This window comes from Micromonospora sp. NPDC005215 (genome assembly GCF_040607915.1).
In the GTDB taxonomy this organism is placed as follows: Bacteria; Actinomycetota; Actinomycetes; order Mycobacteriales; family Micromonosporaceae; genus Micromonospora.
Map to the genome: position 1 here is coordinate 192,250 of NZ_JBEXHQ010000001.1, position 24,021 is coordinate 216,270.

Annotated in this window: 22 protein-coding genes and 1 riboswitch; of the genes, 14 read left to right on the plus strand and 8 right to left on the minus strand. The window is 72.6% G+C overall.

What is annotated here, in order from left to right:
• Window positions 1–8 precede the first annotated feature (8 nt).
• Window positions 9–218 (minus strand): copper ion binding protein, encoded by a 210-nt coding sequence (locus tag ABZU25_RS00950; protein ID WP_355027246.1) that lies wholly within the window; start codon window positions 216–218, stop codon window positions 9–11.
• 95 nt (window positions 219–313) lie between these two features.
• Here ABZU25_RS00950 and ABZU25_RS00955 point away from each other — a divergent pair, with 95 nt between their 5' ends.
• The gene (locus ABZU25_RS00955; RefSeq protein ID WP_355027247.1) at window positions 314–610 is read left to right on the plus strand and encodes a metal-sensitive transcriptional regulator; all 297 of its coding nucleotides are present in this window, start codon (window positions 314–316) and stop codon (window positions 608–610) included.
• 6 nt (window positions 611–616) lie between these two features.
• Here ABZU25_RS00955 and ABZU25_RS00960 read toward each other — a convergent pair whose 3' ends face one another.
• Entirely contained in the window at window positions 617–2,665 is a 2,049-nt protein-coding gene (locus ABZU25_RS00960) for a heavy metal translocating P-type ATPase (protein ID WP_355027248.1), read from the minus strand.
• 309 nt (window positions 2,666–2,974) lie between these two features.
• On the opposite strand from ABZU25_RS00960, the gene ABZU25_RS00965 reads away from it, so the two are divergent.
• On the plus strand, window positions 2,975–4,345 hold the full coding sequence (locus ABZU25_RS00965) for a YibE/F family protein (RefSeq protein ID WP_355027249.1): 1,371 nt from the start codon (window positions 2,975–2,977) through the stop codon (window positions 4,343–4,345).
• 166 nt (window positions 4,346–4,511) lie between these two features.
• A riboswitch (cyclic di-AMP (ydaO/yuaA leader) is annotated at window positions 4,512–4,642 on the plus strand.
• Window positions 4,643–4,646: 4 nt separating this feature from the next.
• Window positions 4,647–5,666: a hypothetical protein gene (locus ABZU25_RS00970; RefSeq protein ID WP_355027250.1), complete on the plus strand. Its 1,020-nt coding sequence runs from the start codon at window positions 4,647–4,649 to the stop codon at window positions 5,664–5,666.
• Window positions 5,667–5,723: 57 nt separating this feature from the next.
• Here ABZU25_RS00970 and ABZU25_RS00975 read toward each other — a convergent pair whose 3' ends face one another.
• A complete protein-coding gene (locus tag ABZU25_RS00975; protein WP_355027251.1) occupies window positions 5,724–6,446 on the minus strand; it encodes a carbonic anhydrase in 723 nt (240 codons plus the stop codon).
• 226 nt (window positions 6,447–6,672) lie between these two features.
• Between ABZU25_RS00975 and ABZU25_RS00980 the strand changes: the two genes are divergently transcribed.
• Window positions 6,673–7,008, plus strand: coding sequence for a MarR family winged helix-turn-helix transcriptional regulator (locus ABZU25_RS00980; protein ID WP_355027252.1), 336 nt, complete (start codon window positions 6,673–6,675; stop codon window positions 7,006–7,008).
• 51 nt (window positions 7,009–7,059) lie between these two features.
• On the plus strand, window positions 7,060–8,301 hold the full coding sequence (gene mycP, locus ABZU25_RS00985; RefSeq protein WP_355027253.1) for a type VII secretion-associated serine protease mycosin: 1,242 nt from the start codon (window positions 7,060–7,062) through the stop codon (window positions 8,299–8,301).
• Window positions 8,302–8,380: 79 nt separating this feature from the next.
• On the opposite strand, the gene ABZU25_RS00990 is transcribed toward mycP, so the two are convergent.
• From ABZU25_RS00990 to eccCa, 3 genes are all read right to left on the minus strand, one after another.
• The gene (locus ABZU25_RS00990) at window positions 8,381–8,659 is read right to left on the minus strand and encodes a WXG100 family type VII secretion target (RefSeq protein ID WP_355027254.1); all 279 of its coding nucleotides are present in this window, start codon (window positions 8,657–8,659) and stop codon (window positions 8,381–8,383) included.
• Window positions 8,660–8,684: 25 nt separating this feature from the next.
• A complete protein-coding gene (locus ABZU25_RS00995; protein ID WP_139583998.1) occupies window positions 8,685–8,993 on the minus strand; it encodes a WXG100 family type VII secretion target in 309 nt (102 codons plus the stop codon).
• Between the two features lie 181 nt (window positions 8,994–9,174).
• Complete coding sequence (gene eccCa / locus ABZU25_RS01000) at window positions 9,175–13,140, minus strand: type VII secretion protein EccCa (RefSeq protein WP_355027255.1); 3,966 nt, start codon at window positions 13,138–13,140, stop codon at window positions 9,175–9,177.
• Window positions 13,141–13,305: 165 nt separating this feature from the next.
• On the opposite strand from eccCa, the gene eccD reads away from it, so the two are divergent.
• Complete coding sequence (gene eccD / locus ABZU25_RS01005) at window positions 13,306–14,703, plus strand: type VII secretion integral membrane protein EccD (protein ID WP_355027256.1); 1,398 nt, start codon at window positions 13,306–13,308, stop codon at window positions 14,701–14,703.
• A 21-nt stretch (window positions 14,704–14,724) separates the two neighbouring features.
• On the opposite strand, the gene ABZU25_RS01010 is transcribed toward eccD, so the two are convergent.
• Window positions 14,725–15,912: a type VII secretion protein EccE gene (locus ABZU25_RS01010; RefSeq protein ID WP_355027257.1), complete on the minus strand. Its 1,188-nt coding sequence runs from the start codon at window positions 15,910–15,912 to the stop codon at window positions 14,725–14,727.
• A gap of 161 nt (window positions 15,913–16,073) precedes the next feature.
• Here ABZU25_RS01010 and eccB point away from each other — a divergent pair, with 161 nt between their 5' ends.
• The 8 genes from eccB (at window position 16,074) to ABZU25_RS01050 (ending at window position 22,611) form a co-directional block, all read left to right on the plus strand.
• On the plus strand, window positions 16,074–17,579 hold the full coding sequence (gene eccB / locus ABZU25_RS01015) for a type VII secretion protein EccB (protein ID WP_355027258.1): 1,506 nt from the start codon (window positions 16,074–16,076) through the stop codon (window positions 17,577–17,579).
• An 88-nt stretch (window positions 17,580–17,667) separates the two neighbouring features.
• Complete coding sequence (locus tag ABZU25_RS01020; protein WP_355027259.1) at window positions 17,668–18,036, plus strand: hypothetical protein; 369 nt, start codon at window positions 17,668–17,670, stop codon at window positions 18,034–18,036.
• Window positions 18,029–19,318: a WXG100 family type VII secretion target gene (locus ABZU25_RS01025; RefSeq protein ID WP_355027260.1), complete on the plus strand. Its 1,290-nt coding sequence runs from the start codon at window positions 18,029–18,031 to the stop codon at window positions 19,316–19,318. Before ABZU25_RS01020 ends, ABZU25_RS01025 begins: the two co-directional genes overlap by 8 nt.
• A 177-nt stretch (window positions 19,319–19,495) precedes the next feature.
• Window positions 19,496–19,855, plus strand: a complete 360-nt coding sequence (locus ABZU25_RS01030; RefSeq protein WP_355027261.1) for a hypothetical protein — start codon at window positions 19,496–19,498, stop codon at window positions 19,853–19,855.
• 71 nt (window positions 19,856–19,926) lie between these two features.
• On the plus strand, window positions 19,927–20,808 hold the full coding sequence (locus ABZU25_RS01035) for a hypothetical protein (RefSeq protein WP_355027262.1): 882 nt from the start codon (window positions 19,927–19,929) through the stop codon (window positions 20,806–20,808).
• A gap of 33 nt (window positions 20,809–20,841) precedes the next feature.
• Window positions 20,842–21,183 (plus strand): YkvA family protein, encoded by a 342-nt coding sequence (locus tag ABZU25_RS01040; protein WP_355027263.1) that lies wholly within the window; start codon window positions 20,842–20,844, stop codon window positions 21,181–21,183.
• 31 nt (window positions 21,184–21,214) lie between these two features.
• Window positions 21,215–21,622, plus strand: coding sequence for a TIGR03618 family F420-dependent PPOX class oxidoreductase (locus ABZU25_RS01045; protein ID WP_355027264.1), 408 nt, complete (start codon window positions 21,215–21,217; stop codon window positions 21,620–21,622).
• 329 nt (window positions 21,623–21,951) lie between these two features.
• On the plus strand, window positions 21,952–22,611 hold the full coding sequence (locus ABZU25_RS01050; protein ID WP_355027265.1) for a C39 family peptidase: 660 nt from the start codon (window positions 21,952–21,954) through the stop codon (window positions 22,609–22,611).
• 13 nt (window positions 22,612–22,624) lie between these two features.
• On the opposite strand, the gene ABZU25_RS01055 is transcribed toward ABZU25_RS01050, so the two are convergent.
• Window positions 22,625–24,019, minus strand: coding sequence for an FUSC family protein (locus ABZU25_RS01055; protein ID WP_355027266.1), 1,395 nt, complete (start codon window positions 24,017–24,019; stop codon window positions 22,625–22,627).
• Window positions 24,020–24,021: the final 2 nt, after the last annotated feature.

Consider the following 24,021-nt stretch of genomic DNA (forward strand, 5'->3'; position numbering starts at 1 on the left):
TCCTCCGCTCACGCGTCGACGAGGTCGTAGCCGGCCTCGTCGACGGCGGCCCGGACGACCTGCACGTCCAGCGGCTGCTCGCTGCTCACGGTGACCTGCCCGGTCGCGAGGTCGACCTGGACGTCACGCACGCCCGCGATGGCGCCGACCTCGGCGCTCACCGCGCTGACGCAGTGCCCGCAGGTCATGCCCTGCACCTGGAACGTCGTGTTGACCATCGGATCGTCTCCTTTGCCGTACCGGTACCCGGTGGGGGTATCGTCATCAGGAGTGCACCGTACCATACCCCCCGGGGGTAGGTTATCCTTGTCGCATGAGCGCACCCACCCCGATCCGCGGGTACACCGCCAGCAAGGACCAGCTGCTCGCGCGGCTCCGCCGAGTCGAGGGGCAGGTCCGCGGCATCGAGAAGATGGTCGACGACGACCGCTACTGCATCGACGTGCTCACCCAGATCTCCGCGATCCAGGCCGCGCTCGACAAGGTGGCGCTGGGGCTGCTCGACGGGCACGCCCGGCACTGCATGCACGAGGGGGCGGCCGAGGGACGGGCCGACGAGATGGCCACCGAGATGATGGCGGCGGTCGGCCGGCTGATGAAGCGCGGCTAACGCCCCTCAGTCCAGCTCCGAATCGAGCCGTACCCGACGCAGCAACTGGGCGTTGAGCGCGACCACGATGGTGGACGCGGACATCAGCACCGCCGCCAGCGCCGGACTCAACGCCACCCCGGCCGGGGCCAGCACCCCGGCCGCCAGCGGCAGCGCCACCACGTTGTAGCCCGCCGCCCAGGCCAGGTTCTGCCGCATCTTCCGGTACGACGCCCGGGACAGTCGCACCACGGCAGCCACCCCGCGCGGGTCCGAAGAGGCGAGCACCACCCCGGCCGACTCGATCGCCACATCGGTGCCCGCGCCGATCGCGATGCCCACGTCGGCGCGGGCCAGCGCGGGAGCGTCGTTCACCCCGTCGCCGACCATCGCCACGGTCAGCCCTCGTCGCTGGAGTTCGGCCACCCGGCCGTCCTTGTCAGCGGGCAGCACCTCGGCGAACACCTCGTCGACGCCGGGCCGGAAGCCAAGATCCGCGGCGACCGCCTCGGCCACCGGCCGCGCGTCCCCCGTGATCATGGCGATGGTCCGGACTCCCTCGGCGCGCAACTCGTCGACGGCCCGCCGGGCCTCCGGACGTACCTCGTCGGTCAACGCGAACGCGCCGAGCACCGTGTGCGGCAGCCGCACCAGGTGCAGCACCGCCGCACCGCGCGCCGACCAGTGCGCGACCGCCGCCGCCAGGTCGGCCGGGAGTGACACACCCCACTCCCGCAGCAGCCCCGGCCCACCCACCGCGTACTCCGAATCGCCTACGGTTGCCCGCACTCCCCGGCCCGGCAGGGACCGGAACCCGGCCGCCGGGGCCGGACCGGCCGGCCCGGCAGCCGCGACGACCGCCCGGGCCAGCGGGTGCTCGCTGTCCGACTCCACAGCGGCGGCGATCCGCAGCAGCTCGTCCCGCTCGACGCCCGGCGCTGCCACCACGTCGGTGACGACGTGCTCGCCCCGGGTCAAGGTGCCGGTCTTGTCGAAGAGCACCGCGCCGACGGTCCGCATCCGCTCCAGCGCCAGCCGGTCCTTCACCAGGATCCCGGATCGCGCGGCCAGCGCGGTGGAGAGCGCGACGACCAGCGGGATGGCCAGGCCGAGCGCATGCGGGCAGGCGATCACCAGGACGGTCACCGCGCGGACCACCGCCTCGTCGGGCTGACCCAGCGCGGTCCAGACCAGCACGGTCAGCACGGCGGTCCCGGTCGCCAGGTAGAACAACGCGGCGGCGAACCGGTCGGCCAACAGTTCGGCCCGTCCACCGGCACGCTGCGCCTGGGCGACCATGCGCTGGATGCCGGCGAGCGCCGTCTCCTCACCCAGTGCCTCGACCCGGACCCTGATCGCCGAGTCGGTGGCGACGGTGCCCGCCACCACCCGGTCGCCAACCGCGCGGGCAATCGGGCGCGACTCGCCGGTGATCATCGATTCGTCCAGCTCCGCCCGGCCATCGACGATGCCCCCGTCCGCCGGCACCCGAGCCCCCGGGCGGACCAGCACCACGTCGCCGACCCGCAGCTCGCCGGCCGACACCGGTTCGACCCGCCCGTCCGCGGTCACCCGCTCAGCCTCGTCCGGCAGCAGCGCGGCCAGCGCCGCGAGCGCGCCACGGGCCTGCCCGATGGCCTTCATCTCCTGCCAGTGCCCGAGCAGCATGATGGTGACCAGCGCCGCCAACTCCCACCAGAAGTCCAGATCGAACGCGCCCACACTGGTGGCCAGCGACGCGCTGTAGGCGACAGTGATAGCCATCGCGACCAGCAGCATCATGCCCGGCGCCCGGTCCCGCACCTCGTGGACCGCACCGACCAGGAACGGCCAGCCACCCCACCAGAACACCACCGAGCCGAGCACCGGCCCCACCCAGGAACGGCCGGGGACGCCGTCGTCCAGGCCCAGCTGATCCGACACGAGGTGGCTGGTCAGGACCACCGGGATGGTCAGCACCAGGCAGACCCAGAAGCGACGGCGGAACATCTCCGGATCGTGCCCGGCGTGCCTGTCGTGCGGCAGGGGCGCGCTGCCGTGCCGGTGGTCGGGGTCGGACGGTGACTGAGCGGGCATGGCTCCAACATGCCCGCCCGGTGGCCACCACGCGAGCGGTTCGGCGCTCGACACTCCGTCCCGACCTGCAACCCAGGAACAGGCTGGCTAGCGTCTCCGCGATGGCCCTCCAGATGCCGCTGCGCAGTCGGACACCGGCGCCGCCGCGTCGTGGCGTCGCCTCCGGCCGGCCCGACCGGGCACTGACCGTCCGTGATCAAGCGGTCCTCGGTGAGCGATCCATCGCGTATTCCGCCGCGTTTCCACGGCATCGGTGAACCGACCGGCACGCTGGCCCGTATCCCGCACCGGATCGTTGGGAGTCTCGACTTGGGTTCCGACCACGCCCGTCCCGCTCCGTCCGCCCCGCCCCGGGTGCGACGGATCCTCGTCATGACGGTGGTGCCCCTCTTCGTCGCCACCGTGCTCGCCGCGGCGCTGCTCTGGCCGCGCGGAGGAGCACCGCAGCCCGACGGCGGAGCGGACGTGCCGCGCTACGCCGGCACGGTGACCCGGGTGGTGACCGAGCCGTGCCCGCCGCTGCCGTCGAGCCCCGAGGGCACTCCCACTGTCGGCGCCGGGCCGTGCGGCACTGTCGACGTCCGGGTGGACGACGGACCCGCCGCCGGCCAGCAGGTGCGGACACCGGTGCCCGACGGACCCGGCGCGCCCCGGGTCGACGTCGGCGACGAGGTCATCCTGGTCCAGTTGACCGACCCGACCGATCCCACCACCAGCAACTGGAACATCGCCGAGCACCAGCGCGGCACCCCGATGGTGTGGCTGGCGGTGATCTTCGCCGCCGCGATCGTCGCGTTCGGCCGATGGCGAGGTCTGGCCGCGCTCGCCGGGTTGGCGGCCAGCTTCGCCATCCTGCTCACCTTCGTACTGCCGGGCATCGGCGCCGGCAGATCACCGCTTCTGGTGGCGGTGGTCGGCGCCGCCCTGATCATGTTCGTGGTGCTCTATCTGACCCACGGCGTCACCGCGCAGACCTCGGTCGCGGTGCTCGGCACCCTGGGCAGCCTGGTGCTGACCGGCGTGCTCGCCACCATCGCCACGGCGGCAACCCACCTCACCGGCTTCGGCAGCGAGGATGCGACGACACTGTCGATGTTCCAGGGTGACGTGGACCTGCACGGCCTGCTGCTCGCCGGGATCATCATCGGTTCGCTCGGGGTGCTCGACGACGTGACGGTCACCCAGGCGGCCACCGTCACCGAGCTGGCGAACGCCAATCCCGGGCTGACCCGTGTGCAGTTGTACCGTGCGGCGACCCGCGTCGGCCGCGCGCACATCGCCTCCACTGTCAACACCATCGTGCTGGCGTACGCGGGCGCGTCGCTGCCCCTGTTGCTCCTGCTCACCGCCGACTCGCGGCCGATCGGGCAGATCCTCACCAGCGAGTTCCTCGCGCAGGAGATCGTCCGCAGCGCGGTCGCCACACTCGGGCTGATCGCCGCCGTGCCACTGACCACCGGGCTGGCCGCGATCGTGACCGCGGCCGGGCGCGCCGGAACCACGCCGCCCGTCGACGCCGCCCGGCCGCGCCCCCGGCCGGACCCGGCGGAGGCACTCGCCGCCCTCAACGCGCCGTTGACGGGGCGACCCGACGAGCCGGGCCAGACGCGGACCCGGCCCCCATCCACCGCCACCGACGGGTGGCCGGAGTCGAACAGGAGCACGGAAACGGCATGGTGACACTCCTCAGCGTGACCAGATCGGGTCTCCCCCCTGAGAACCGCGTCACTGGTCACACAACGCTATGGCGAAATGACGCTTTTGGTCGGCATCCAGGCGTAGCTCACCCAGTCGACTCTCGGGTAACGTCGCTGCCGGTTACCGATGAAGGCGCGAAGCGGCGCCTGCGGTGCCACCGCCCAATCGCCAACCGGCGAGCCGGGGACCCAGGTGTGTGGGGTGAATCCGCGTCAGCGGTAGGGGCCACTTCCGTCCCGAACCCGTCAGCTAACCCGGTCGGCGGTCGACGGAAGGGAACATTGTGACGGCACCCCTACGCCGCTGGTTGACACCCGTGGTGGCCGTGATCGCCGCACTGACAGTGCTCGCCGGGCCCCTCCCGGCCCACGCCGCCCCGACGACCCCCACACCGTCCGGGCACGAGGAGGCCGACGAGCCCAAGATGCTCAACGACGTCATCGAGCAGGTCAACCGCGACTACTCCGCCGCCAAGTCCAAACTGGACAAGTCCAAGAGGCGGCAGCTGGAGCTGGCGGTGGAGGTGGACCGGGCCAAGGCCGACCTCGACGCGCTGGCGCCACAGGTCGGGCAGATCGCCGCCCAGTCGTACCGGACCGGTCGGATCGGCGCGCTCGCGATGCTGCTCGAAAGCGACGCTCCGGACACGTTCGTGCAGCGCGCCGCGATGCTCGACGAGATCAACCTAGTGAACGAGAACAAGCTCGCCGAGGTCAACGCGGTGAAGGCCCGTGCCGAGCAGGCCAAGTTGGCCCTCGACACCGAGGTCCGGGAGCAGCAGAAGCAGACCGCTGTGATGGCCAAGCGCAAGAGCGAGGCCGACAAGGCGCTCGCCCTGGTCGGCGGCAAGGGCTTCACCGGCGGTCTGGTGGACGCCACCTCGAAGGTCGCCAAGATCGGGCCGGGCCGCACCGCCGACGGTGACTGGAAGGCGCAGTCCTGCAGCGAGAATGACCCGACCACGTCCGGTTGCGTCACGCCGCGGACGCTGCACGCGTACAAGGAGGTCAAGGCGGCCGGCTTCAACCGGTTCGTCGGCTGTCATCGCAACGGCGGACCGTACGAGCACCCGAAGGGCCGCGCCTGCGACTGGTCGTTGCAGAAGAGCGGCTTCAGCCCGTGGCACAACGAGGACACCCGGACGTACGGCAACAACGTCGCCGCGTTCCTCATCCGCAACGCCGACCGGCTCGGCATCTACTACGTGATCTGGAACCGGCAGATCTGGTTCCCGGCGACCGGCTGGAAGTCGTACAGCGGGCCGTCGAACCACACCGACCACGTGCACATGTCGATGCTCTGACCCGCAGCGTCTTCCGTCGAGGGCCGTTCCGCGTCGCGCGGAGCGGCCCTCTCCAGGTCAGGCGGCCGCGACCGGGTCGGCCGACCCGGTCGGTACGTCGAGCGTCGCGAAGCCGGCCGGCACGGCGGCCACCGGGCGCACCACTCCGGCGGCGAGCCGGTACGACACGCCCACCACCGCGCACCGCCCCTGCGCCACCTCGGCGGCCAGCACTGGCGACTGCCGGAGCAGCGTCTCGACCGTCTGCGCGATGTGGATGTCGACGATGCCGTCGATGTCGTCCACGCCCTCGGTCTCGGCCCGGCGCAGACTGGGCAGCACGGCGTCGACGACCGCACGCAGGTGCCCGGGAGGCTGGGTGCCGGTCGCGGAGGACTCCCGCGCCGCCTGCACCGCCCCGCACGAGTCGTGGCCGAGCACCACCACCAGCGGGGTGCCGAGGACGGTCACCGCGTACTCCACACTGCCGAGCACCTCCGGACCGGCGGTGTGCCCGGCCGTGCGGACCACGAACAGGTCACCCAGCCCCCGGTCAAAGATGATCTCGGCGGCCAGGCGGGAGTCGGAGCAGCCGACGATCACCGCGAACGGGTGCTGCCCGTCGGCCACGGCGGCCCGGTGTCCGGCGTCCTGGTTGGGGTGGCGTGGGGCGCCGCTGACGAAGCGCTGGTTTCCGGCAGTCAGCTCGGCGTACGCCCGGGCCGGCTCGCTGGCTGCGACCGCCCGGTCGGCGATCCGCTGCGGACCCGGCTGCCCGCCGGGAGTTCCAGGACGACTCATCCCCGCACCTCGTCTTCACGCGTCTGACCTGGTCAGAGGGCTTATCAGCCGGGCCGACGGCGGCGCTGGCCCGGGCTCCACCGTCACACGCACCGTAAGATGCGTCAAGGTATGCGTGATTTAGATTTCATACGTTGACTTCGGTCCGACCCCTGGGTGACGCACCGGGCGCAGGGCGGGCGAGACTGCCGAGGGCAGGGCGGACGTCCGGAGAGGCGGTCACACGATGGCGGGCACTGCGACGGGCGACACCGGCGGCGGGCGGAACTGGACGTTCCTCACCAACCACGGGCACGTGCTGCTGGCCATCGCCCGCAACCCCACCGCCCGGCTCCGCGATGTCGCGGCCGAGGTGGGGGTGACCGAACGGGCCGCGCAGGCGATCGTCGCCGACCTGGAAGCGGGCGGTTACCTGCACCGCACCCGCGTCGGACGGCGCAACGAATACACCCTCAACCCGGCCGGCCGGTTCCGGCACCCCGCCGAGGCCGACCGCCAGGTCGGCGCCCTGCTCGCGTTGTTCGCCGAAACGCCCACCACGGAGGTCGGCCCCGGCGCCTGACCCACCCCGCCGGGGCCGCTGCCGGACCGGGCGCAGCGGTAATCTCTGCGGGTGCGCGAATGCCCGCCGTTGAGCGCGACCCACCCGTTCCGCCGCAGCGGCCGTGCCGCTCGCGGTGTCCTCAGTGGAGCGCTGGTGGCTCTGCTCGGCACCGTTGTGGTGGCACCCACACCGGCGCGGGCGGCACCACCCGCCTGCGGTCCGGCCAGCGAGGAGGGCCTGACGGCGATGCCGTGGGCGCTGCGCCGGCTGGAGCCGTCCGCTGCGTGGCCGCTGTCCCGGGGTGCCGGAGTGACGGTCGCGGTGATCGACTCCGGGGTCTCCGCCGTCCACCCGCTGCTCGCGGGTCAGGTGCTCGAGGGTCGCGACTTCAACGATCTGGCAGCCAACCAGGGCCAGTGCGACCTGGTCGGGCACGGCACGATGATCGCCGGCATCATCGCTGGCCGGGAGGGCACCGGCGTCCCGTTCAGCGGCATCGCCCCGGCCGCCCGCATCCTGCCCATCCGGGTCCTGCCGAACCTCAAGGACACCAGGGACACCCAGCTTCCCGTACAGATCGCCGCGGCGATCGACTGGGCTGTCGAACAGGGCGCCGACGTGATCAACCTGTCCCTCACGACCATTCCCGGCCCCGAGCTGACGGCGGCCGTCGACCGTGCGCTGGCCAAGCGGGTGGTGCTTGTCGCCGCCGCCGGCAACCGGGCCGAGGATCAGCAGGACCGGCCGGGCTACCCCGCCGCGTACCCGGGGGTGATCGCGGTCGGCGGCGTCGACGAGCAGGGCGGCCACGTGGGCAGCTCGATCAGTGGCGACTACGTCGACATCGCCGCACCGGGGCTGAACATCATCGGACCGGCACCGCAGGGATCCGGCTACCGCGCCGAGCCGACCGGCGGCACCAGCTATGCCGCCGCGTACGTCTCGGGAGTGGCCGCGCTGGTCCGGTCCACCTACCCGGATCTCACCCCGCAGCAGGTCGCCGAACGGCTGGAACGCACGGCGGACAACCCGCCGGAGGGCCACAACGGCGACATCGGCTACGGCGTGGTCAACCCGTACCGGGCGGTGTCGAGCCTGCTGGGCACCCGGGCGAACCCGCCGGCCACAGCGCTCCCGGCGCCAGTCGTGCACGACGACCCACTGGGCTGGCAGCGCGCCGTCGCGATCTGGGCCGCGGCGGTCGGCGGGCTGCTCACCGTGCTGCTGCTGATCGCCCGACCGATCGTGGCCCGGGGCCGCCAACGCGGCTGGCGCCCGGGCCGACGCACCGACGCACCGGCTGCCGGCTGACCGCTGCCCCACACCGACGCCGAGAAACAATGCGGCTCCGGCCCGGGTGAACCGGACCGGAGCCGCACCGGTGAATGCCTCAGCCCCACACCTTGGAGTTGCTCATCTCGGTGGTGAGGTAGTTTTCCCGAGCGATGCCGACGGCACCGCCGATCTCGTTCAGGATCCGGTTGATGTCCCGGACCGCCGTATCCCACTTCGCCTGGTGCTGCTCGTAGGCAACCCGGTCCTCGCCGTCCCAGTGGAGCTTGGTCAGCATGGCCCGCAGCGTGTCGAGCTTTTCCTCGAGCGTCTTCGAGATGGCCTGCATCTGCTGATTGCTGCTCTCGAGGACCGCGTAGTCAACTTTGATCGTCACGATTTCCTCCTCTGCTGGCTGCGGATCACGGGTTGAGAGCAGAGTGGAACTTGTCCAGCATCTGCTGCTGCTCCTCGTCGTTGACCTGATGCGTCGTACCCGACTTGTCGAGCAGGTCAGCGATGCTGTCCATCGCCGTCAGCAGTTTGACGGTGTCCTCGTTCCAGCGCGTCATCAGCGACTGGAAGCCCGTGGACGCCTGACCCTTCCACGCCATGGCCAGGTCGTCGACCACGTTCCACAGCTTCTTCAGCTCGCCGTCGACCTCGCTGCGCGTGGACCGCACGTCACTCGCGGCGGTATGCAGAGTCGCAGCTTCGACCTCGAACGCCATGCTTCACACCCTTCCGTCATGTTGTGGTGGCGGCTTTGCCGCACTCCTCCCCCGCGGTAAGGCAGCAACACCCCACCGACGGACACTCCAGTGAAGACCGTAGCGGAACCGGTCGAGCGCCCGCAGCCCTGATCGGCGGGGGTGCGATGGATGGTGGTGAATCGCGCCGGACGTACATCGCTCAGGACGGCTCGGACCACGCCGTCTGGATCAACTGCTGGCCGTCACGTCGCCGGACGAGGGTGCCCCGGCCCGGCGGTTGCGGGCTCGGTCGCAGGGTGCCGAACACGGCGCCCTCCTCCCGGTTGCCGGACATCAGCAGGCCCGGCGAGTCCAGCTCGCGCAACCGCTGCAACACCGGCTCGTAGAGCGCCCTGGACACACCGCCGACGCGACGCGTGACGATCAGGTGCAGACCGATGTCGCGGGCCTGCGGCAACAACTCCTGGAGGGCGCTGAGCGGGTTGCTCCCGCCGGAGGCCACCAGGTCGTAGTCGTCCACCAGGATGTACAGGTCCGGGCCCTTCCACCAGCTGCGATCGCGCAGCTGGGCGGTGGTCACGTCCGGGCCGGGCAACCGGTTGTTCAGCGCGCTGCGGATCGACCCGAGCCCCTGGGCGAACGCCTGGTTGGACGGGGCGTAGTCGAGCAGGTGATCGCCCTCCACCGCGCCCAGCAGGCCACGCCGGTAGTCGGCGATCACCAGCCGCGCCTGGGCGGGCGTGTACCGCTCGGTGATGCCCCGGGCGATCAACCGCAGCAGGTTGGTCTTGCCGCACTCGGCGTCGCCGAAGACCGTCAGGTGCGGCTCGTTGGCCAGATCCAGGTAGACCGGCGCGAGCGCCGACTCGTTGACACCGATCGGCAGACCCGGCGCCGACCGGTCGATGATCCGGGCCAGCTCGGCCACCGGCAACCGGCGCGGCAGCAGCCGCACCTTCGGTGCCGGACGACCCGGCCAGTTCGCGGCCACATGCCCGGCCAGGGCGAGCGACGCCTCGCCCAGGTCGTCGATGTCCCGACGACCGTCGAGCCGCGAGACGGCGGTGAGGAAGTGCAGCTTGTCCCGGGTCAGGCCACGACCGGGCGACTTCTCCGGCACGTTCATCGCCGCACGGCGGTCGATCTCGGACTCGGACGGGTCGCCGAGACGCAACTCCAGTTTGGTGCCGAGCAGATCGCGCATGTTGATCCGGATCTCCGCCCACCGCACAGCGGTGAGCACCACGTGCACGCCGAAGCCGAGGCCCCGGTTGGCCAGCGTGGTGATGGTCTGCTCCAGCTCCTCGTACTCCTGGCGCAGCGTGTTCCACCCATCCACCACCAGGAACACGTCACCGAACGGGTCGTCGGCGAACTCACCGGCCGCCCGGCGACGACGGTAACTGGCCACCGAGTCGATGCCGTGCTGGGCGAAGCGCGTCTCCCGGTCGTCCAGCACGGCGACCACCTCGGCCACCGTCCGGCGTACCGCCTCGACGTCCCGGCGACCGGCCACCCCCGCCATGTGCGGCAGACGCTCCAGGCTGCGCAGCGCGCCTCCACCGAAGTCCAGGCAGAAGAACTGCGCCTCGCGTGGGGTGTGGGTGAGCGCCAACGAGGCGAGCAGCGTACGCAGCATGGTGCTCTTGCCACTCAGCGACCGGCCGACGATGACCACGTTGCCGCCGGCCCCGGCCAGCTCGACCATCATCGGGTCGCGGCGCTGCTCGTACGGGCGGTCCACCACCCCGACGGGCACGGTCAGCCGCCCGCGCCCCGGCCAGGACGCGGTGCACAGCCCGTAGGTCGGGTCGACGGCCAGCGGGCCGAGCAGCTCACCCAGGCCCGGCGGGTCGGCCAGCGGCGGGAGCCACACCTGGTGGGCCGGGCGGCCCCGACCCTTGAGCTGGCCGATCAGCACGTCGAGCATCGCCACGGCCTTGCCGTCGGCCGGCTGCTCGGGCTCCGGAGCGGTGTCCACCGGCATCTGCGGGAGCTGCGCCGCGATGAAGTCCAGGCCGTACGGCACGATCCGGCGCTGCACCAGCGCCTGCGACGCGGCGGCCTGCTGCCCCGGCACCCGGTAGGCCCCGGACACGTACGCGGCCCGGAACCGCAGCATGGTGCTGGTGTCCGTCTTCAGGTAGCCGTGGCCGGGCGCGTTCGGCAGCTCGTACGCGTCCGGCACGCCGAGCACGATCCGGCTCTCCACCGCCGAGAACGTCCGCAGACCGATCCGGTACGACAGGTGGGTGTCCAGACCACGCAGCTTGCCCTCTTCGAGCCGCTGACTGGCCAGCAACAGGTGCACGCCGAGCGACCGACCCAACCGGCCGATCATCACGAACAGGTCGATGAAGTCGGGCTTGGCGGCGAGCAACTCGCTGAACTCGTCACAGATGATCAACAGGCTGGGCATCGGGGCCAGCGGCTCACCGGCCGCCCGAGCCTTCTCGTACTCGAAGCGGGAGACGTAGTTGCCCGCCGCCCGCAGCAACTCCTGCCGGCGCACCATCTCGCCGGCGAGCGCATCGCGCATGCGGTCGACAAGCGGCAACTCGTCGGCCAGGTTGGTGATCACCGCGCTGGTGTGCGGCAGCGCCTCCAGCGAGGCGAACGTCGCGCCGCCCTTGAAGTCCACAAGGACGAAGTTCAGCTCCTCCGACGAGTGGGTCACCGCCAGGGCGGCCACCACCGTACGCAGCAGCTCGCTCTTGCCAGAGCCGGTCGCACCGATCACCAGGCCGTGCGGGCCCATGCCCTCGTGCGCGGACTCCTTGAAGTCGAGTTCGACGACGTTGCCATCCGGGCCGACGCCGAGCGGGATCCGCAGCCGGTCCCGGTGACCGCGTGGACGCCAGGTGTGCTGCACGTCCACCGTCGCCGCGTCGCCCACCCCGAGCAGGTCCGGCAGCTCCATGCTGCGCGCCAGCGGCTCATCGCTGCTGGTCTGCTGCTGGGAGAGGCGGTAGGGGGCGATCTGCCGAGCCAGCCCTTCGGCCGCCTCGGCGCTGAGCCGGTCGGGGCGACCCAGCGGCGACGACGAGCTGCCCCGGACCAGATCGAGCGAGCTTCCGTCCGCCACGTCGAGGCAGAGCAGCCAGCGACCCGCGTCGCGGGGCACCGTGCCGGACAGGTCGATCACAGTGGTGCCGAGCAGCCCCGGACCCACCAGCTGGCAGGTCGGCGAGATCTCACCACCGTCGATCACCACGACCAAATGCGGGGCGGTGGTCAGCGGCTTGGCCTCGGGCGCGAACCGGGGCCGCCCGGCCAGCTCGGCGGTGAGCGACGCCTCGGCCTCGGCCAGGCTGGCGAAGACCAGACGGCGGGCACCGGCGGCGTCCGTACGCCCGCTGTGGTGGGCGTGCGGCAGCCACTTCACCCAGTCCCAGGACGGCTGCCGGTCCGGCGCGGCGACCACCGCGACCACCAGGTCGTCCGGGGCGTGGAAGGTGGCCAGCTGCCCGAGCGCCGCCCGGGTCAGGTCGAGCACTGGCGCGCGGTCGCCGCGCAGCGCCACCCTGCTGAACGCGCGTACCGACAGCGCGGTCGGCAACTCGGGAACGGTGGAGTGGGCGCGGACGAACCGGCGGAGCGCGATGGCGCTCATCGGCTCCAGGTCCTCCACCGGCTTCGTCTCCGGCGGGACGATCTCCACGGCCAGTCGCTGCGGGCCGAGCGCGATCCGGGTCTCACCGAAGTCGTCCTCGGTGGTCCGTCGCTCCCAGAGCCGCCGGGACGCAGCGATCGACCAGAGCGCGTCGGGCTCCGGGTGCCGCCAGGTCATCGCCGCCCGCTGCTGCTCCGCGGCCCGCCGGGTGCGCTTGCGCATCTGGGCCAGGTAGCGCATGTAGTCGCGCCGGTCGGCGTTCAGCTCGGCCTTGTCCTTGCCACCGTTGTTGGCCAGCGAACCGATCGCCATGCCGAGCATCGAGACGCCGAAGAGGCCACCGGCGACGTACGTCATCATGCCGCCGCCCTTGCCGGCGTAGAGGAACGCCATCGCACCGACCCCGCAGAACATCGGCAGGATCATGAGCAGCTGCCCCATCCCGCGGGGCGTTGGCTCGGGCAGCTCGGGAGGAGACTCCAGCAGCACCTCACCGCGCGGTAGAGCCGGTCCCGGCTGACGCGGGAGCCGGCGGAAAACCACCGTGCTCACGGCTGTCTCCTCCCCAGAAGCGGCCTGATGACGTGCCGCCGCGGACCGGAGCCCGCGGGTGGGCATCGTACGTGCCCGCCATCGTAGGTAATCTGCCGTGGGCGCGGTGGACCCGGAGCGCGCCATCGCGGCCAGCCGAGCATTGACGCACACCTGGAGGCCACTGTGGCGACGAAGACGGCGACCGGTGGTCTGAGCCGGATCACCATCGTGGCTCCGCGTACCCGGATGGACCTGGCGCTGCCCTCGGACGTGCCGATGGCCGACCTGCTCCCCACCCTGCTGCGCTACGCCGGCGAGGACATGGCCGACGAGGGCGCGCGGCACGGGGGCTGGGCACTGTCCAGGTTGGGCGGTGCGCCGCTGGACGGCGGCCGTACCGCCGCGCAGCTCAGCGTCCGCGACGGTGAGGTGCTCTACTTCAACCCCCGGTCCGCCGCCGCGCCGGAGATCGTCTTCGACGACGTGGTGGACGCCGTCGCCACAGCGACCAACCAGCGCCCCGGTGCCTGGCAGGTCGGCGCGACCCGGTCCTTCGCGGTGCTGTTCGCGGCGTCGGCGCTCGGTGCCGGCGCGCTCGCCGCCCTCTTCGCCGGCCCGCCGCACCTGCCCGGCGCGCTGGCCGCCCTGCTGGTGGCGGTGGCGCTGCTGGTCGGCGCGGCGGTGCTGTCCCGGGCCGCCGCCGACAGCCGCACCGGCGCGGTGCTGGCCATTGTCGCCCTCGGGCACGCCGCCGTCGGCGGCCTGTTGCTGCTCGCCGGTGACCGGCCCCTTACCGAGTTGGCCAGCCCGCACGTGCTGCTCGCGGCGACCGCCGCGGTGGTCGCGGGTGCGGTCGCCGTGCTGGCGGTCGGCGACCGGTATCCGCTCTTCTTCGCCGCGATCGGGGTGGGGGCCGCCACCGGGATGGGCGCGCTGCTCTGCCTGGTCCTCGGCCTCGACGCGCCGGCCGCCGCGGCGGTGGTGGCGGCTGTCGCGTTCGGCGTGGTGCCGGCACTGCCGATGGCGGCCTACCGGCTGGCGCGCCTGCCGGTGCCCTCGATCCCGACCGGTCCGGAGGACCTGAAGACCGACAGCGAGTCGGTCGACGGCCGGCAGGTGCTCCAGCGCAGCGAACGCGCCGACCAGTTCATGACCGGTCTGCTGTGGACCGTCTCGGTGCTGGTGCTGGGCGCACAACTCGTGCTCGCTCTGGACGGGCGCGCGTCGGCGGTGCTGCTCTGCCTGGTGCTGGCCCTGCTGTCGTTGCTCCGGGCCCGACCGCTGCTGGGCCGCGCCCAGCGCACCCCCGTGCTGCTGGCCGGCACCGTGGGGTTGGGCCTGGCCGCCGCCGCCACGTTCGCCAGCGGGTCGCTGGCGGTTCAGCTCGGTCTGATCCTGGGCGGGCTGGTGCTGGCCGCCGTGGTCAGCCTGATCTACGGGCTGACCGTCGCCGGTAAGCGCATCTCGCCGGTCTGGGGCCGGCTGCTGGACATCGCCGAGATCATGCTGATCATCTCGTTGGTGCCGCTCGCCTTCTGGGTCTGCGGCCTCTACGGGTGGATCGTCAACCTCCGGCCCTGACCGACGCGTCGGCCACGCCGGTCAACGTGGTTGCGGACGGGTGGAGACACCCAGCGCCGCCGCGACCGGCGCGGTGGCGTAGACACCCGGTCCGTGCTGGCCGTCCATGGGTCGGGCGGACGTGCCCGTTCGCTGCGCGATGTCGCGGACCACCTTGACCAGCGCCTCGACGTGGTTGTCCATCGCGGCGACCCGCAACAGCGGCGACGCCACCCGACCGTCCGCCGACACCGTCGCGGCCACCGTGTGCGACGGCGCGGAGGTCGCGGTGATCGCGTCCACCAGCGGGCCGAGCGGCACCTCCGCACGGCCACGCAACACCAGGCAACGGTGGGTCCAGCCACCGCCGCGCAGCCCGCGCCAGGTCTCCGCCGGCGCCTCCGGTCCCAGGTCGAGCCCGGCGGCCGAGACGATGGCCGCGCGCAACTCGTCCCGGTTGAGCGGTCGATGGGCCAGCCCCGCCGAGGTCAACGCCTTGCCCAGCCGGCCGATCCCGGCAGCCACCGTCCGGTGCACGCCGGCGAGCCCACCGCCCCGGCTCACCGCCTCCGCCCGGGCATCGCCGACGGTCAGCCGCAGCGCCACCCAGACGGTCCGGTGTGCCGCCGCCGGCGCACCGGGCGCCGGGTACCAGACCAGGGTGTGCGCGACCACCTGGGTACGGGAGACCGGGGCGCTGAAGTCCGCAAGCACCTGCAACACCAGGTCCACGGTGGACGCGTTCGCCGAACCGGCCGTCGCGCCGCTGGCAGGCTGCAACGCGACAGCCGCGAACCAGCCCTCGTCGTCACGCCCGATGCCGAGCCGGGTGCCGCGGTCGGTCAACTCGATCACGCTCAACTCGGGGGCGAGCGCCGCCAACCGCGGGTCGCCCGCCAGGCCGCCACCCAGCACCGCCGACGCGCGCTCACCGCGCCGCCGCAGACGCCCGCGCAGCAGCAGGTCCTCGAACCACCAGCGGCCACCCCTGCGGGCGAAGGTGGCAACGACGACAAGCGCCGCGACGGGCGCCGCCGCGGCAGCCAGCCAGCCAGGCCCGAACGAGGCGGCCCACATCCCGACCACGCACAATTCCAGTACGACGAGCTGCCCAACCAGCACCGGACCGAGCCGTCCACGGCCGGGTCGGTCCGTCGGCGGTGTCGGCCGGGCCGCCACCTCGGTCGGGTCCGTGGCCGCTCGGGCGGGTCGCGCCTGAACCTGCGTCATCGCTGACTGTCCCTCCTGCACGGTACGGCTCTGCACCGGGTCGGTCCGGTGCCGACCACGAGCGGTGGTCCCGACGAACCTCCGTCGGCCCCTTATCGTAGGGAAGCCCGCGACGGCACCCCGACCTGATCGTCGCGGATCCACCCCGCCGGAGGTAAGTCATGCGGACCCGCCGCGATCAGGTGCAGGCGTACCGCTTCGTCACCCGCCGGATCGTCTCCGCGCTGCTGTCGGGCGACCCGGAGACCACAAACCTCCCGATGCGACGGCTCGGCATGGCCGTCTTCGGCAGTGTCATCGCCGCCGCCGTCGTGCTCGGTGGGGTTGGCGCCTACGGCCAGTTGACCGGTAACAAGGTGCCACTGAAGGACCAGACCCTGGTCATCGAACGGGAGACCGGCGCGACGTACGTGTTCATGAACGGGCAGCTGCATCCGACGCTGAACTACACCTCGGCCCGCCTGGTCCTGAACCAGCCGGACGCGGCGGCGCGGACGATGTCCCAGGCGGCACTGCGGGACCAGCCTCGCGGGCTCACCCTCGGCATCGTCGGGGCACCGGACGCCCTGCCGGACCGCAAGTCGCTGACCGGTCTGCCCTGGTCGGTCTGCGACGTGCCCGACCCGGTCGATCCCGAGCGTTCCAGCACCCGGTTGGTGATCGACCGGGCGCTGCCCGGCGGCGTGCCGCTGGGTGACCGCGCGGTGCTTGTCGTGATGGACGAGCAGCGGTACCTGCTCACCAACAACAGCCGTCTCCAGGTGCTCGACGGGGACCCGACGATCACGGCCCTGAAGATGTCCCGCGCCACTCCGCTACGGGTCGGTCAGCAACTGCTCAACGCCGTGCCGGCCGGGCCACCGCTGCGCAAGCCGGCGCTGCCCGGCGAGGGTGAGAGCAGCGTACGGAGGGTGGCCGGCCGGCCCGCCGTCATCGGTCAGGTGTTCAGCGCCGCCGGGCAGCACTACGTACTGACCCGGGAAGGTCTCGCCCCGATCAGTGAGATCACCGCTCTGCTGATGGTCCGCGGCGGCGGCCAGATCACCGACATCACCCCGGACCAGGCTGGCGACCTCTACGTCGAGCAGCGGGTGGACGAGGAGGGGCTGCCGTCGACGCTGCCCGCCGTCTACCAGGCCAGGCCCGGTCAGACCACGCTGTGTGCGACGTACCGGGCGGGCAGCGCGGGCGGCCAGCCGACCACCACCCTGGAGATCTTCGACCGGGCGCCGGCCGAGCTGACCGGGAGCGGTCCGGGCCCGGTGCCGGTGCCCCAGACCAGGCGGGACGCCGTCCGCACCGCCGAGGCGGTGCTGCTGCCCGGTGGCAAGGGCGTCGTCGCGCAGGCCTCGCCCGGCGCCGGGACCAGCGGATCCGGTGCCGCCGGGTCGACGATCTACCTGATCACCCCGCAGGGCATCCGTTATCCGCTCGGCTCGGCGGCGACACTGGACGTCCTCGGCTACGGCGGGGTCACCCCGCTGGCGGTGCCCGGCTCGCTGCTCGCACTGATCCCGACCGGGCCCACCCTGACCCAGGAGAACGCGATGGCGGTCTTCTCGCCCGACGGGCCGGACCCGGCGGCAGCCGCACCGCCGCCGCCGGCCCCGCCGGCCGGTGGAGCGGGCGGCGGGACGCCGGTGGGGTCGGCCGGGGCCAACGGCTGAGCAGCCGTGACGGGTCGCCCGGAAGCGCAGCGGTGGACTAACCTGAATGTCGCTGACGGTTGTCAACCAGAACGACGGGGATGTTGCCATGACCGGGCGTACGGAAGTCGACCTGCTGTCCCTTGAGGATTTTCACGACCACCTCGCTTCGCGGTTGAGCCAGGTCGAGTCGGTGCTGCGCAAGCTCAACACCGAGATGCAGTGCCGCCCTCCGGCGTTGGGCTCGTTCTTCGATGCCACCGACAAGGCGCGTCGCTACAGCGAGGTGCACCAGTCCTATGTGGACCAGGCCGAGCGGATCCGGCAGGCGGTGCTGGCGGCGCAGCAGGCCACCAGCACGATTCTGACCAACTACCGCACCGCCGAGGCGCGTAACGCCGCCAACGCCACCGACGTGACTTCGGCGCTGACCGGGGTCGATCGGGCGTTGCAGCCGAAGGAGAACGGCCGTGTCTGAGTACACCCAGCGCTACCAGGGCAGCAGCCACCAGCAGTTGTACGACGGCGTGATGGCCGGCAAGCCGGAGCAGATCGAGGGCGTTGCCGCCCAGTGGGCCGAACTCAAGGGGATCCTCGACGGGCTCGGCCGGGAGTTGAGCGGCGATCTGCAGAAGCTCGGCAACACCTGGACGGGTTCGGCAGGCCGGGAGTTCCATCGGCGACTCGGCCTGATCGTCGCCCACTCCGACGCCCTGGGCGAGGGGATGGCGGGCATCAAGCAGGGGCTGACCATGATGGCCGACCATCTGCGCAGCGCCCACAAGGAGGCCGAGAGCCCGGAGGAGACCGACGACAACGACAAGGCGATCTCCGGCACGATCAAGGGTGCCGCCACCTTCGGTCTGCCCGGCGCGATGGTCATGGGCTTCGTGGGTCACCAGCAGGACAAGCAGGAGCAGGAGAAGGCCCACCAGCGGATGGTGAACCTGGTGGCCGAGCTGGCCAGCGGCTACGAGATCTCCGCGTACGACCGGGTGGTCGATCCACCGCTGCCTGACCCGGACACCCCGAACCGGATCAACACGGATCCGACGACGCCGCAGAGCGTTTCGGCTGTTGCCAAGGCGAGCGCCGGGCCCGGCAGCACCGACGTCACCGCGCACACCGGCGACGCGACAGTCACGAAACTCGAGCGCGCTGCCCCACCGCCGGTCGTCGGTGACGGCTCGGTCTCCGACCGGGGCGGCTCGGGCACCGGCGGCACGTCCGCCGTGGCTGCCGGCCCGCTCGGCGCCGGCAGCGGCTCCGACCAGCGCGGCACCGTCCTCGCCGGCGCGGATCCGCTGGTCGGTGGCGCGCTGCTCACCGGTGGGGCCGCCGCCGGGCTGGCCGGCCTGTCCGGGTCGGCCCCGGTGACCGCTGCCGCGAACGTCGGCCCCGGGCTGCTCTACGGGGCGCCCGGTGGGGCACCGGCCGGCGGGGTCCTGCGCACCGCCGCGCTCGCCGGTTCGGGCAGCACCCCCACCCCCTCGGCTCGGCCGTCCGGTGGTGCCACCCCGGCCGATGGTCGGTCTGCCAGCGGCATCGGGCGCAGCGTGGACGGCCAGCGCGGCGGCAGCGGCGGCCGGGCGGCGACCGGTGGTGTGGGTTCCGGCCGCAACGGTTCCGGGCTGCTCGGCGGGCGGGGTCGACCCGAGGACGACGACTCCGACGAGCGGCTGACCTGGTTGACCGAGGACGAGATGGTGTGGCACGACGGCAGGCACGCCGCGCCGCCGGTGCTCGGCGCCGGCAGCTGACCACGACCCGCCGCAGGAGAACGTGCGGTGCCCCCGACCGGATCCGATCCGGCCCGGGGGCACCGTCTTTTCCGGGTGTCGATCCCCGTCGTCCACAGTGCGCCTGGTGGTGGCCGTCACGCCGGAGCGGGCCGTCGCCGTGCTGCGACACGGCAGGGCAGGCGATAGGTTGGTCGGGTGTCGTCCGCAGTGTTTGTCCGCCCGGCCCGCTGGGCTGCGCTGCTGTCACTGCGTGAGCTGACCCGACTGGCGATCACCGCGCTGGTGCTCGCGGTCGGCCTGGGCGGCGCCCTCGCCGCGACCCCACCGCCCGCCTCGACGCAGCTACGGCCCAGTGCCGTGAGCAGCCGGGTGGCCAGTGTCCGTCCCGATGCCCCGCCAGCCACCGAGCGGGCGGCCCAGCCCGCTGCCGCCCGTCCGGCTGACACGGCCGACACCGCCGCGCTGACCGGGCCGACCGCGGAGGGCCGGGGTCAGGCCCCGGCCATCGATCCCGGCCGTGGCACTCCCGCGCGACGCGGCCCACCCGCCCGCTGATCCTGGCCCGGTGATTCCCGGGGTCGGGTCCCGGGTAGTCCGTCGCAGCAGCTGAGTCGCCCCTCGACGGGATGACCCCGGCACCCGGCCGACCGGTGCCGTTGGGCTCCTCCTGCCACCCGTCGATACCCGCCTTCGACCACGAGGTGCTGATCATGCAAACCATCCTCTCCGCCGCCCTGCCCGACCTGTCCCGGGCTGCCGTCATCTGGCTGAGCCTGCTCGGGATCGTCGGCGTCGCCGTCTCCGCCCTGCTGCTACGGCCCGGCCGGCTCCGCCTCGACCCGGGTGCCCGGATCCGCCGCGCGGCCATGCCGAGCCAACTCGAACAGGCGCAGGAGGAGCGGGAGCAGAGCCGCTACGCGCAGGAGGTCGCCGTGGCCGCAGCGCGGGCGACCACCACCGCTGCGCGCCGCCGAACGGAGTGGGTGGCCGCGCAGGAGGCGGTCGAGGCAGCTTGGCAGACGTACGAGGCGGCCGAGGCGGCTGTCCGGCGGCTCGACGCGGCAGCCGCCATGCCACTGCCGCAGACCGCCCGCACTCCCGCCGAGTACGCAGACCGCGAGCGCTACCTGCACCGTGCCGCGCTGGACGCGTACTGGCGGCGGGAGTTGTCGGTGGAGCAGCTCAGCGACGTCTTCGCGCACCGCGACGGCTGGGACCCGCGGCTGCACCCGGTCGCGCAGGAACTGGTGCTGCGGCGGGCGATCCGCGACAATCTGGCGGCCCGGCACGCCGCGGCCCGCGAGCAGGAGCAGGTTGCCTGGCGGGCGGCCGAGTTGGCCGTCGCGGCGGCCCGCAGTCTGCGCGAGGAGGCCCACGCGGCCACCGGGCGACGGGTCGCGGAGTCGGCGTCGGTGCTGCCGCTCAGCGAGGTTGCCAAGCCGTCGGTCGAGCAGACCCGGGAGAACAAGGTGACCGCTCGAGGCCGCGCGGCGGTGCCCGCGTTCTGAGCCGCGCGACTCCCGGTGGGTTAGCGTGACGGCATGTCCCGACAGGCGTGGGTCCTCGTGGTGATCGCCGGCATCCTGGCGATCGCCACACTGGTCGGTGCCGTGGTGCTGGCGGTGCGGGTGGTGCGTACGCGACGGATGCTGAGCGGGCTCGGCGCGGGCGGCAAGGTCGCCTTCTACGGGGCTCTGATCTACACGATCTTCCCGGTGGACGTGCTGCCGGATCCGATCTACCTCGACGACATGGGTGTCCTGGCCGCCGCGCTGATCTACCTCACCCGGCTGGTGCACAAGCGCCGGGCGTCCGGCCGCCAACTGCCCGGCCAGCCGGATTCGTCGACGGATCGGGATCGGGCACGCCGCCAGGTGCCATGATCGGCGTCGGTTCGGTGAACAGGGGACGGGCATGGCGGGCGATCATCGGTTGGACGTGCACGACGAGCGTGTTGTCGCCTTCTGCGCGGAACGGCACCTCGCGACCCTGACCACGATTCGTGCGGACGGGACCCCGCACGTCGTACCGGTCGGGGTGACCCTCGATCCGGCGGCCGGGCTGGCCCGGGTCATCACCTCTGGCGGCTCCCACAAGGCCCGCCAGGTGGCCGCCGCCGGTGCGGCGGGCGCGGCGGTGGCGGTCTGCCACGTGGACGGGCGCCGCTGGCTGACCATCGAGGGCCGCGCGGTCGTGCGGTCGGATCGGGCCGCCGTGGCGGACGCGGAGCGCCGCTACGCCGAGCGGTATCGGACCCCGCGCCCGAATCCGGAACGCGTCGTCATCGAGATCACCGTGACCGGGCTGCTCGGGAGCCTGTGATTTCCGGCTTGGCGCTACGCGTAATAACCGTTTTGTCCGGTTGGCCGGATCACCTGACCTTCCACCGCACGCCTGCTCCCGGCTGACCGATTCGAGGCCGGCCGCGGAAGCGCACCGGAATCCCACCACCCCGGCAGCCGTTGCACCTGATCGCGGCACCCGCACCCCGGACCGGCGGAATGCCCGCCACCGCGGAGCCGTTACCTACCCGGGACGCCCAGGGCCGTGACCGGCCGCTGGCCGTCGCCCCGTACTGAGCCGAGCGCCATTCCCGGTGCTGCTGCCCTCCGACGGTCGGAGGCGCACAACCCCCGAACGGAGACTCGACAATGAATCCGATCATCCAGAAGAGCGGGCTGTCCGTCGTCGGCATGCTGGTCGCCGGCGGGTGCGCCCTCGGCCCGGCGGTAGCCGCCCAGGCCGCACCGGCCCAGGCCGCACCGGCCCAGGCCGCACCGACCTCGTCGAGCCAGACCGACCGGCCCGCCGAGCGGATCCTCAGCATCGACTACCAGGCTCAGCCGAACTTCTTCTACTGCGGCCCGGCCGCGACACGGATCGCGTTGTCCGCCCAGGGCAAGGCACTTCCCCAGGACGCGGTGGCCAACCTGTTGGGCACCACCGAGGCGGGCACCCCCTCGGCCCTGGACACCACCCGGGTCCTGAACGAACTCACCGGCGGTAAGTACCGGACCACCGAGATTCGTGACTCGCTGGCCCGCCCGGACCAGGTCGAGCAGCTACGCCGGGACGTGCTGGCCGCGGTGGACGCCGGCCGGCCGGTGGTGGCCAACATCAAGGGCACCACTGTGGACACCGACGGCAACCCGCACTCGTACGAGGGCGGCCACTACCTGACCCTCGTCGGCTACCGCGACGGTGGCGACACCATCCGGGTCGCCGACCCGGCCGACCCGGCGCTTGGCGAGTACTGGGTGAGCCTGCCGAAGGTCGCCAACTGGATCGCCGAGCGCGGCTACTCCGCCTGACGACCCGAACACATCACCGGGCCGGTCGCTCCCTCGCGGGGCGGCCGGCCCGGCTGTCGTCGCGCATCCGGGCGGCCAGGTGCGCACGACGGCGGACCCGGGCGGCTCGCGTCGGACGGACCCGCCGCAGCTGTCGCCGGACCGGTGGGTGGACTTCGGCAACGCCGACGCCGGCCGCCCGGCGCACGATCCGGTTGGCCTCGTCGGGTTCAGCACCGGACGCCCGGAGCAGGTCGCTGGCCGACGTCCGCAACCCGGTGACGAGCGACTCGCCGAACGACTTGACCCCGCTCGCGGAGGCCCGTCCGGCCAACTCGGCGCACTCCTCGACCAACCGGCGGGTCCGCTGGGGGTCATCACCCACCCGGCATTCCCTCCGCATCTCCGCCACCGCCTGACCCAACCGGCCCATCGCGTCCGGCAACTCCGGGGGGATCGGCTCGTCGTACTGCAGTGCGGTCGTCGCCCAGCGCGCCAGTGCGCGGCTGTCCAGCAGAAGCCGCTCCAGGTGATCCGCGCTGCGGGCGTACCTGTGGTACTGCTGGCGGCGGTGCCAGCGGACCGGCGCGATGGTCACCACCTCCTCCGCGCCGCTGAGCGCGTCGTGCAGCCGACCCAGGTCGTCGTCGGTGCCACGCAGCCGCTCCAGGACGCGCATCGTCCCGTCGCCGTCGCGCGCCCGCAACGCGGTTGCCAACTCGTCGAGTTGCGCGCAGAGGGTCGCGTAGATCGGCGTCGCGGCCCGGTCCAGCACTCGCATCGGGTTGATCGGCAACAGCAGCGCGACGACCACCAGACCAACCGCCCCGCCGACGAGCGCGTCGAAGATCCGGGGCAGTTCCAGGCCTCTCTCCATCGGGGCCAGCGTGGCGATCAGCACGGCGGTACCGCCGGCCTGACCGACCAGCGGGCCGCCCTTCCCGGCCACCAGCAACGCGGCGGCGATGGCCAGCGCGACCACCACACCGGTCTGCCACGGGCCGGAGCCGAGCAGGAACCGCAGCGTGTCGCCGATGACGATGCCCAGGGCCACTCCGGCCAGCAGCGCGAAGGTGCGCCGGGCCCGCTGTCCGATGGCGGTGGCGATCGTACCGACGGCGGCGGCGGGAGCGAAGACGTGCGATCCGGGGCCGAGCAGATTCTTGGCGAGCAGCGCGGCGATCGCGGCGGCCAGCCCGGCCTGGAGTGAGATCACCAGGGTGACCTCCCACTGTCGGGCCCGGATCCGGCCGGCCTGCCCGCCGCGGTGCCGCACCTGTTGGACCGCCCGGCCGCTCCGCTCGGCGGCACCGTCGAGCCGCGACTGCTCGCGGTCCGCGGGTGGGCGGGCGTCGGCCATGGCGGCGGTTACCCCGACGGCGGCCGGGCAACCGTGCCGGTCGCGCACCACAAGCACCACCGAACCCATCG

Coding starts and splice junctions, on each gene's coding strand:
- ABZU25_RS00995 (WP_139583998.1), bottom strand. CDS start 8,993: ATGGCGTTCGAGGTCGAAGCTGCGACTCTGCATACCGCCGCGAGTGAC.
- ABZU25_RS00950 (WP_355027246.1), bottom strand. CDS start 218: ATGGTCAACACGACGTTCCAGGTGCAGGGCATGACCTGCGGGCACTGC.
- ABZU25_RS01055 (WP_355027266.1), bottom strand. CDS start 24,019: ATGGGTTCGGTGGTGCTTGTGGTGCGCGACCGGCACGGTTGCCCGGCC.
- ABZU25_RS00955 (WP_355027247.1), top strand. CDS start 314: ATGAGCGCACCCACCCCGATCCGCGGGTACACCGCCAGCAAGGACCAG.
- ABZU25_RS01045 (WP_355027264.1), top strand. CDS start 21,215: ATGGCGGGCGATCATCGGTTGGACGTGCACGACGAGCGTGTTGTCGCC.
- ABZU25_RS01010 (WP_355027257.1), bottom strand. CDS start 15,912: ATGACGCAGGTTCAGGCGCGACCCGCCCGAGCGGCCACGGACCCGACC.
- ABZU25_RS00980 (WP_355027252.1), top strand. CDS start 6,673: ATGGCGGGCACTGCGACGGGCGACACCGGCGGCGGGCGGAACTGGACG.
- ABZU25_RS01035 (WP_355027262.1), top strand. CDS start 19,927: ATGACCCCGGCACCCGGCCGACCGGTGCCGTTGGGCTCCTCCTGCCAC.
- ABZU25_RS01050 (WP_355027265.1), top strand. CDS start 21,952: ATGAATCCGATCATCCAGAAGAGCGGGCTGTCCGTCGTCGGCATGCTG.
- ABZU25_RS01020 (WP_355027259.1), top strand. CDS start 17,668: ATGACCGGGCGTACGGAAGTCGACCTGCTGTCCCTTGAGGATTTTCAC.
- ABZU25_RS00960 (WP_355027248.1), bottom strand. CDS start 2,665: ATGCCCGCTCAGTCACCGTCCGACCCCGACCACCGGCACGGCAGCGCG.
- ABZU25_RS01040 (WP_355027263.1), top strand. CDS start 20,842: ATGTCCCGACAGGCGTGGGTCCTCGTGGTGATCGCCGGCATCCTGGCG.
- eccB (WP_355027258.1), top strand. CDS start 16,074: ATGCGGACCCGCCGCGATCAGGTGCAGGCGTACCGCTTCGTCACCCGC.
- ABZU25_RS00975 (WP_355027251.1), bottom strand. CDS start 6,446: ATGAGTCGTCCTGGAACTCCCGGCGGGCAGCCGGGTCCGCAGCGGATC.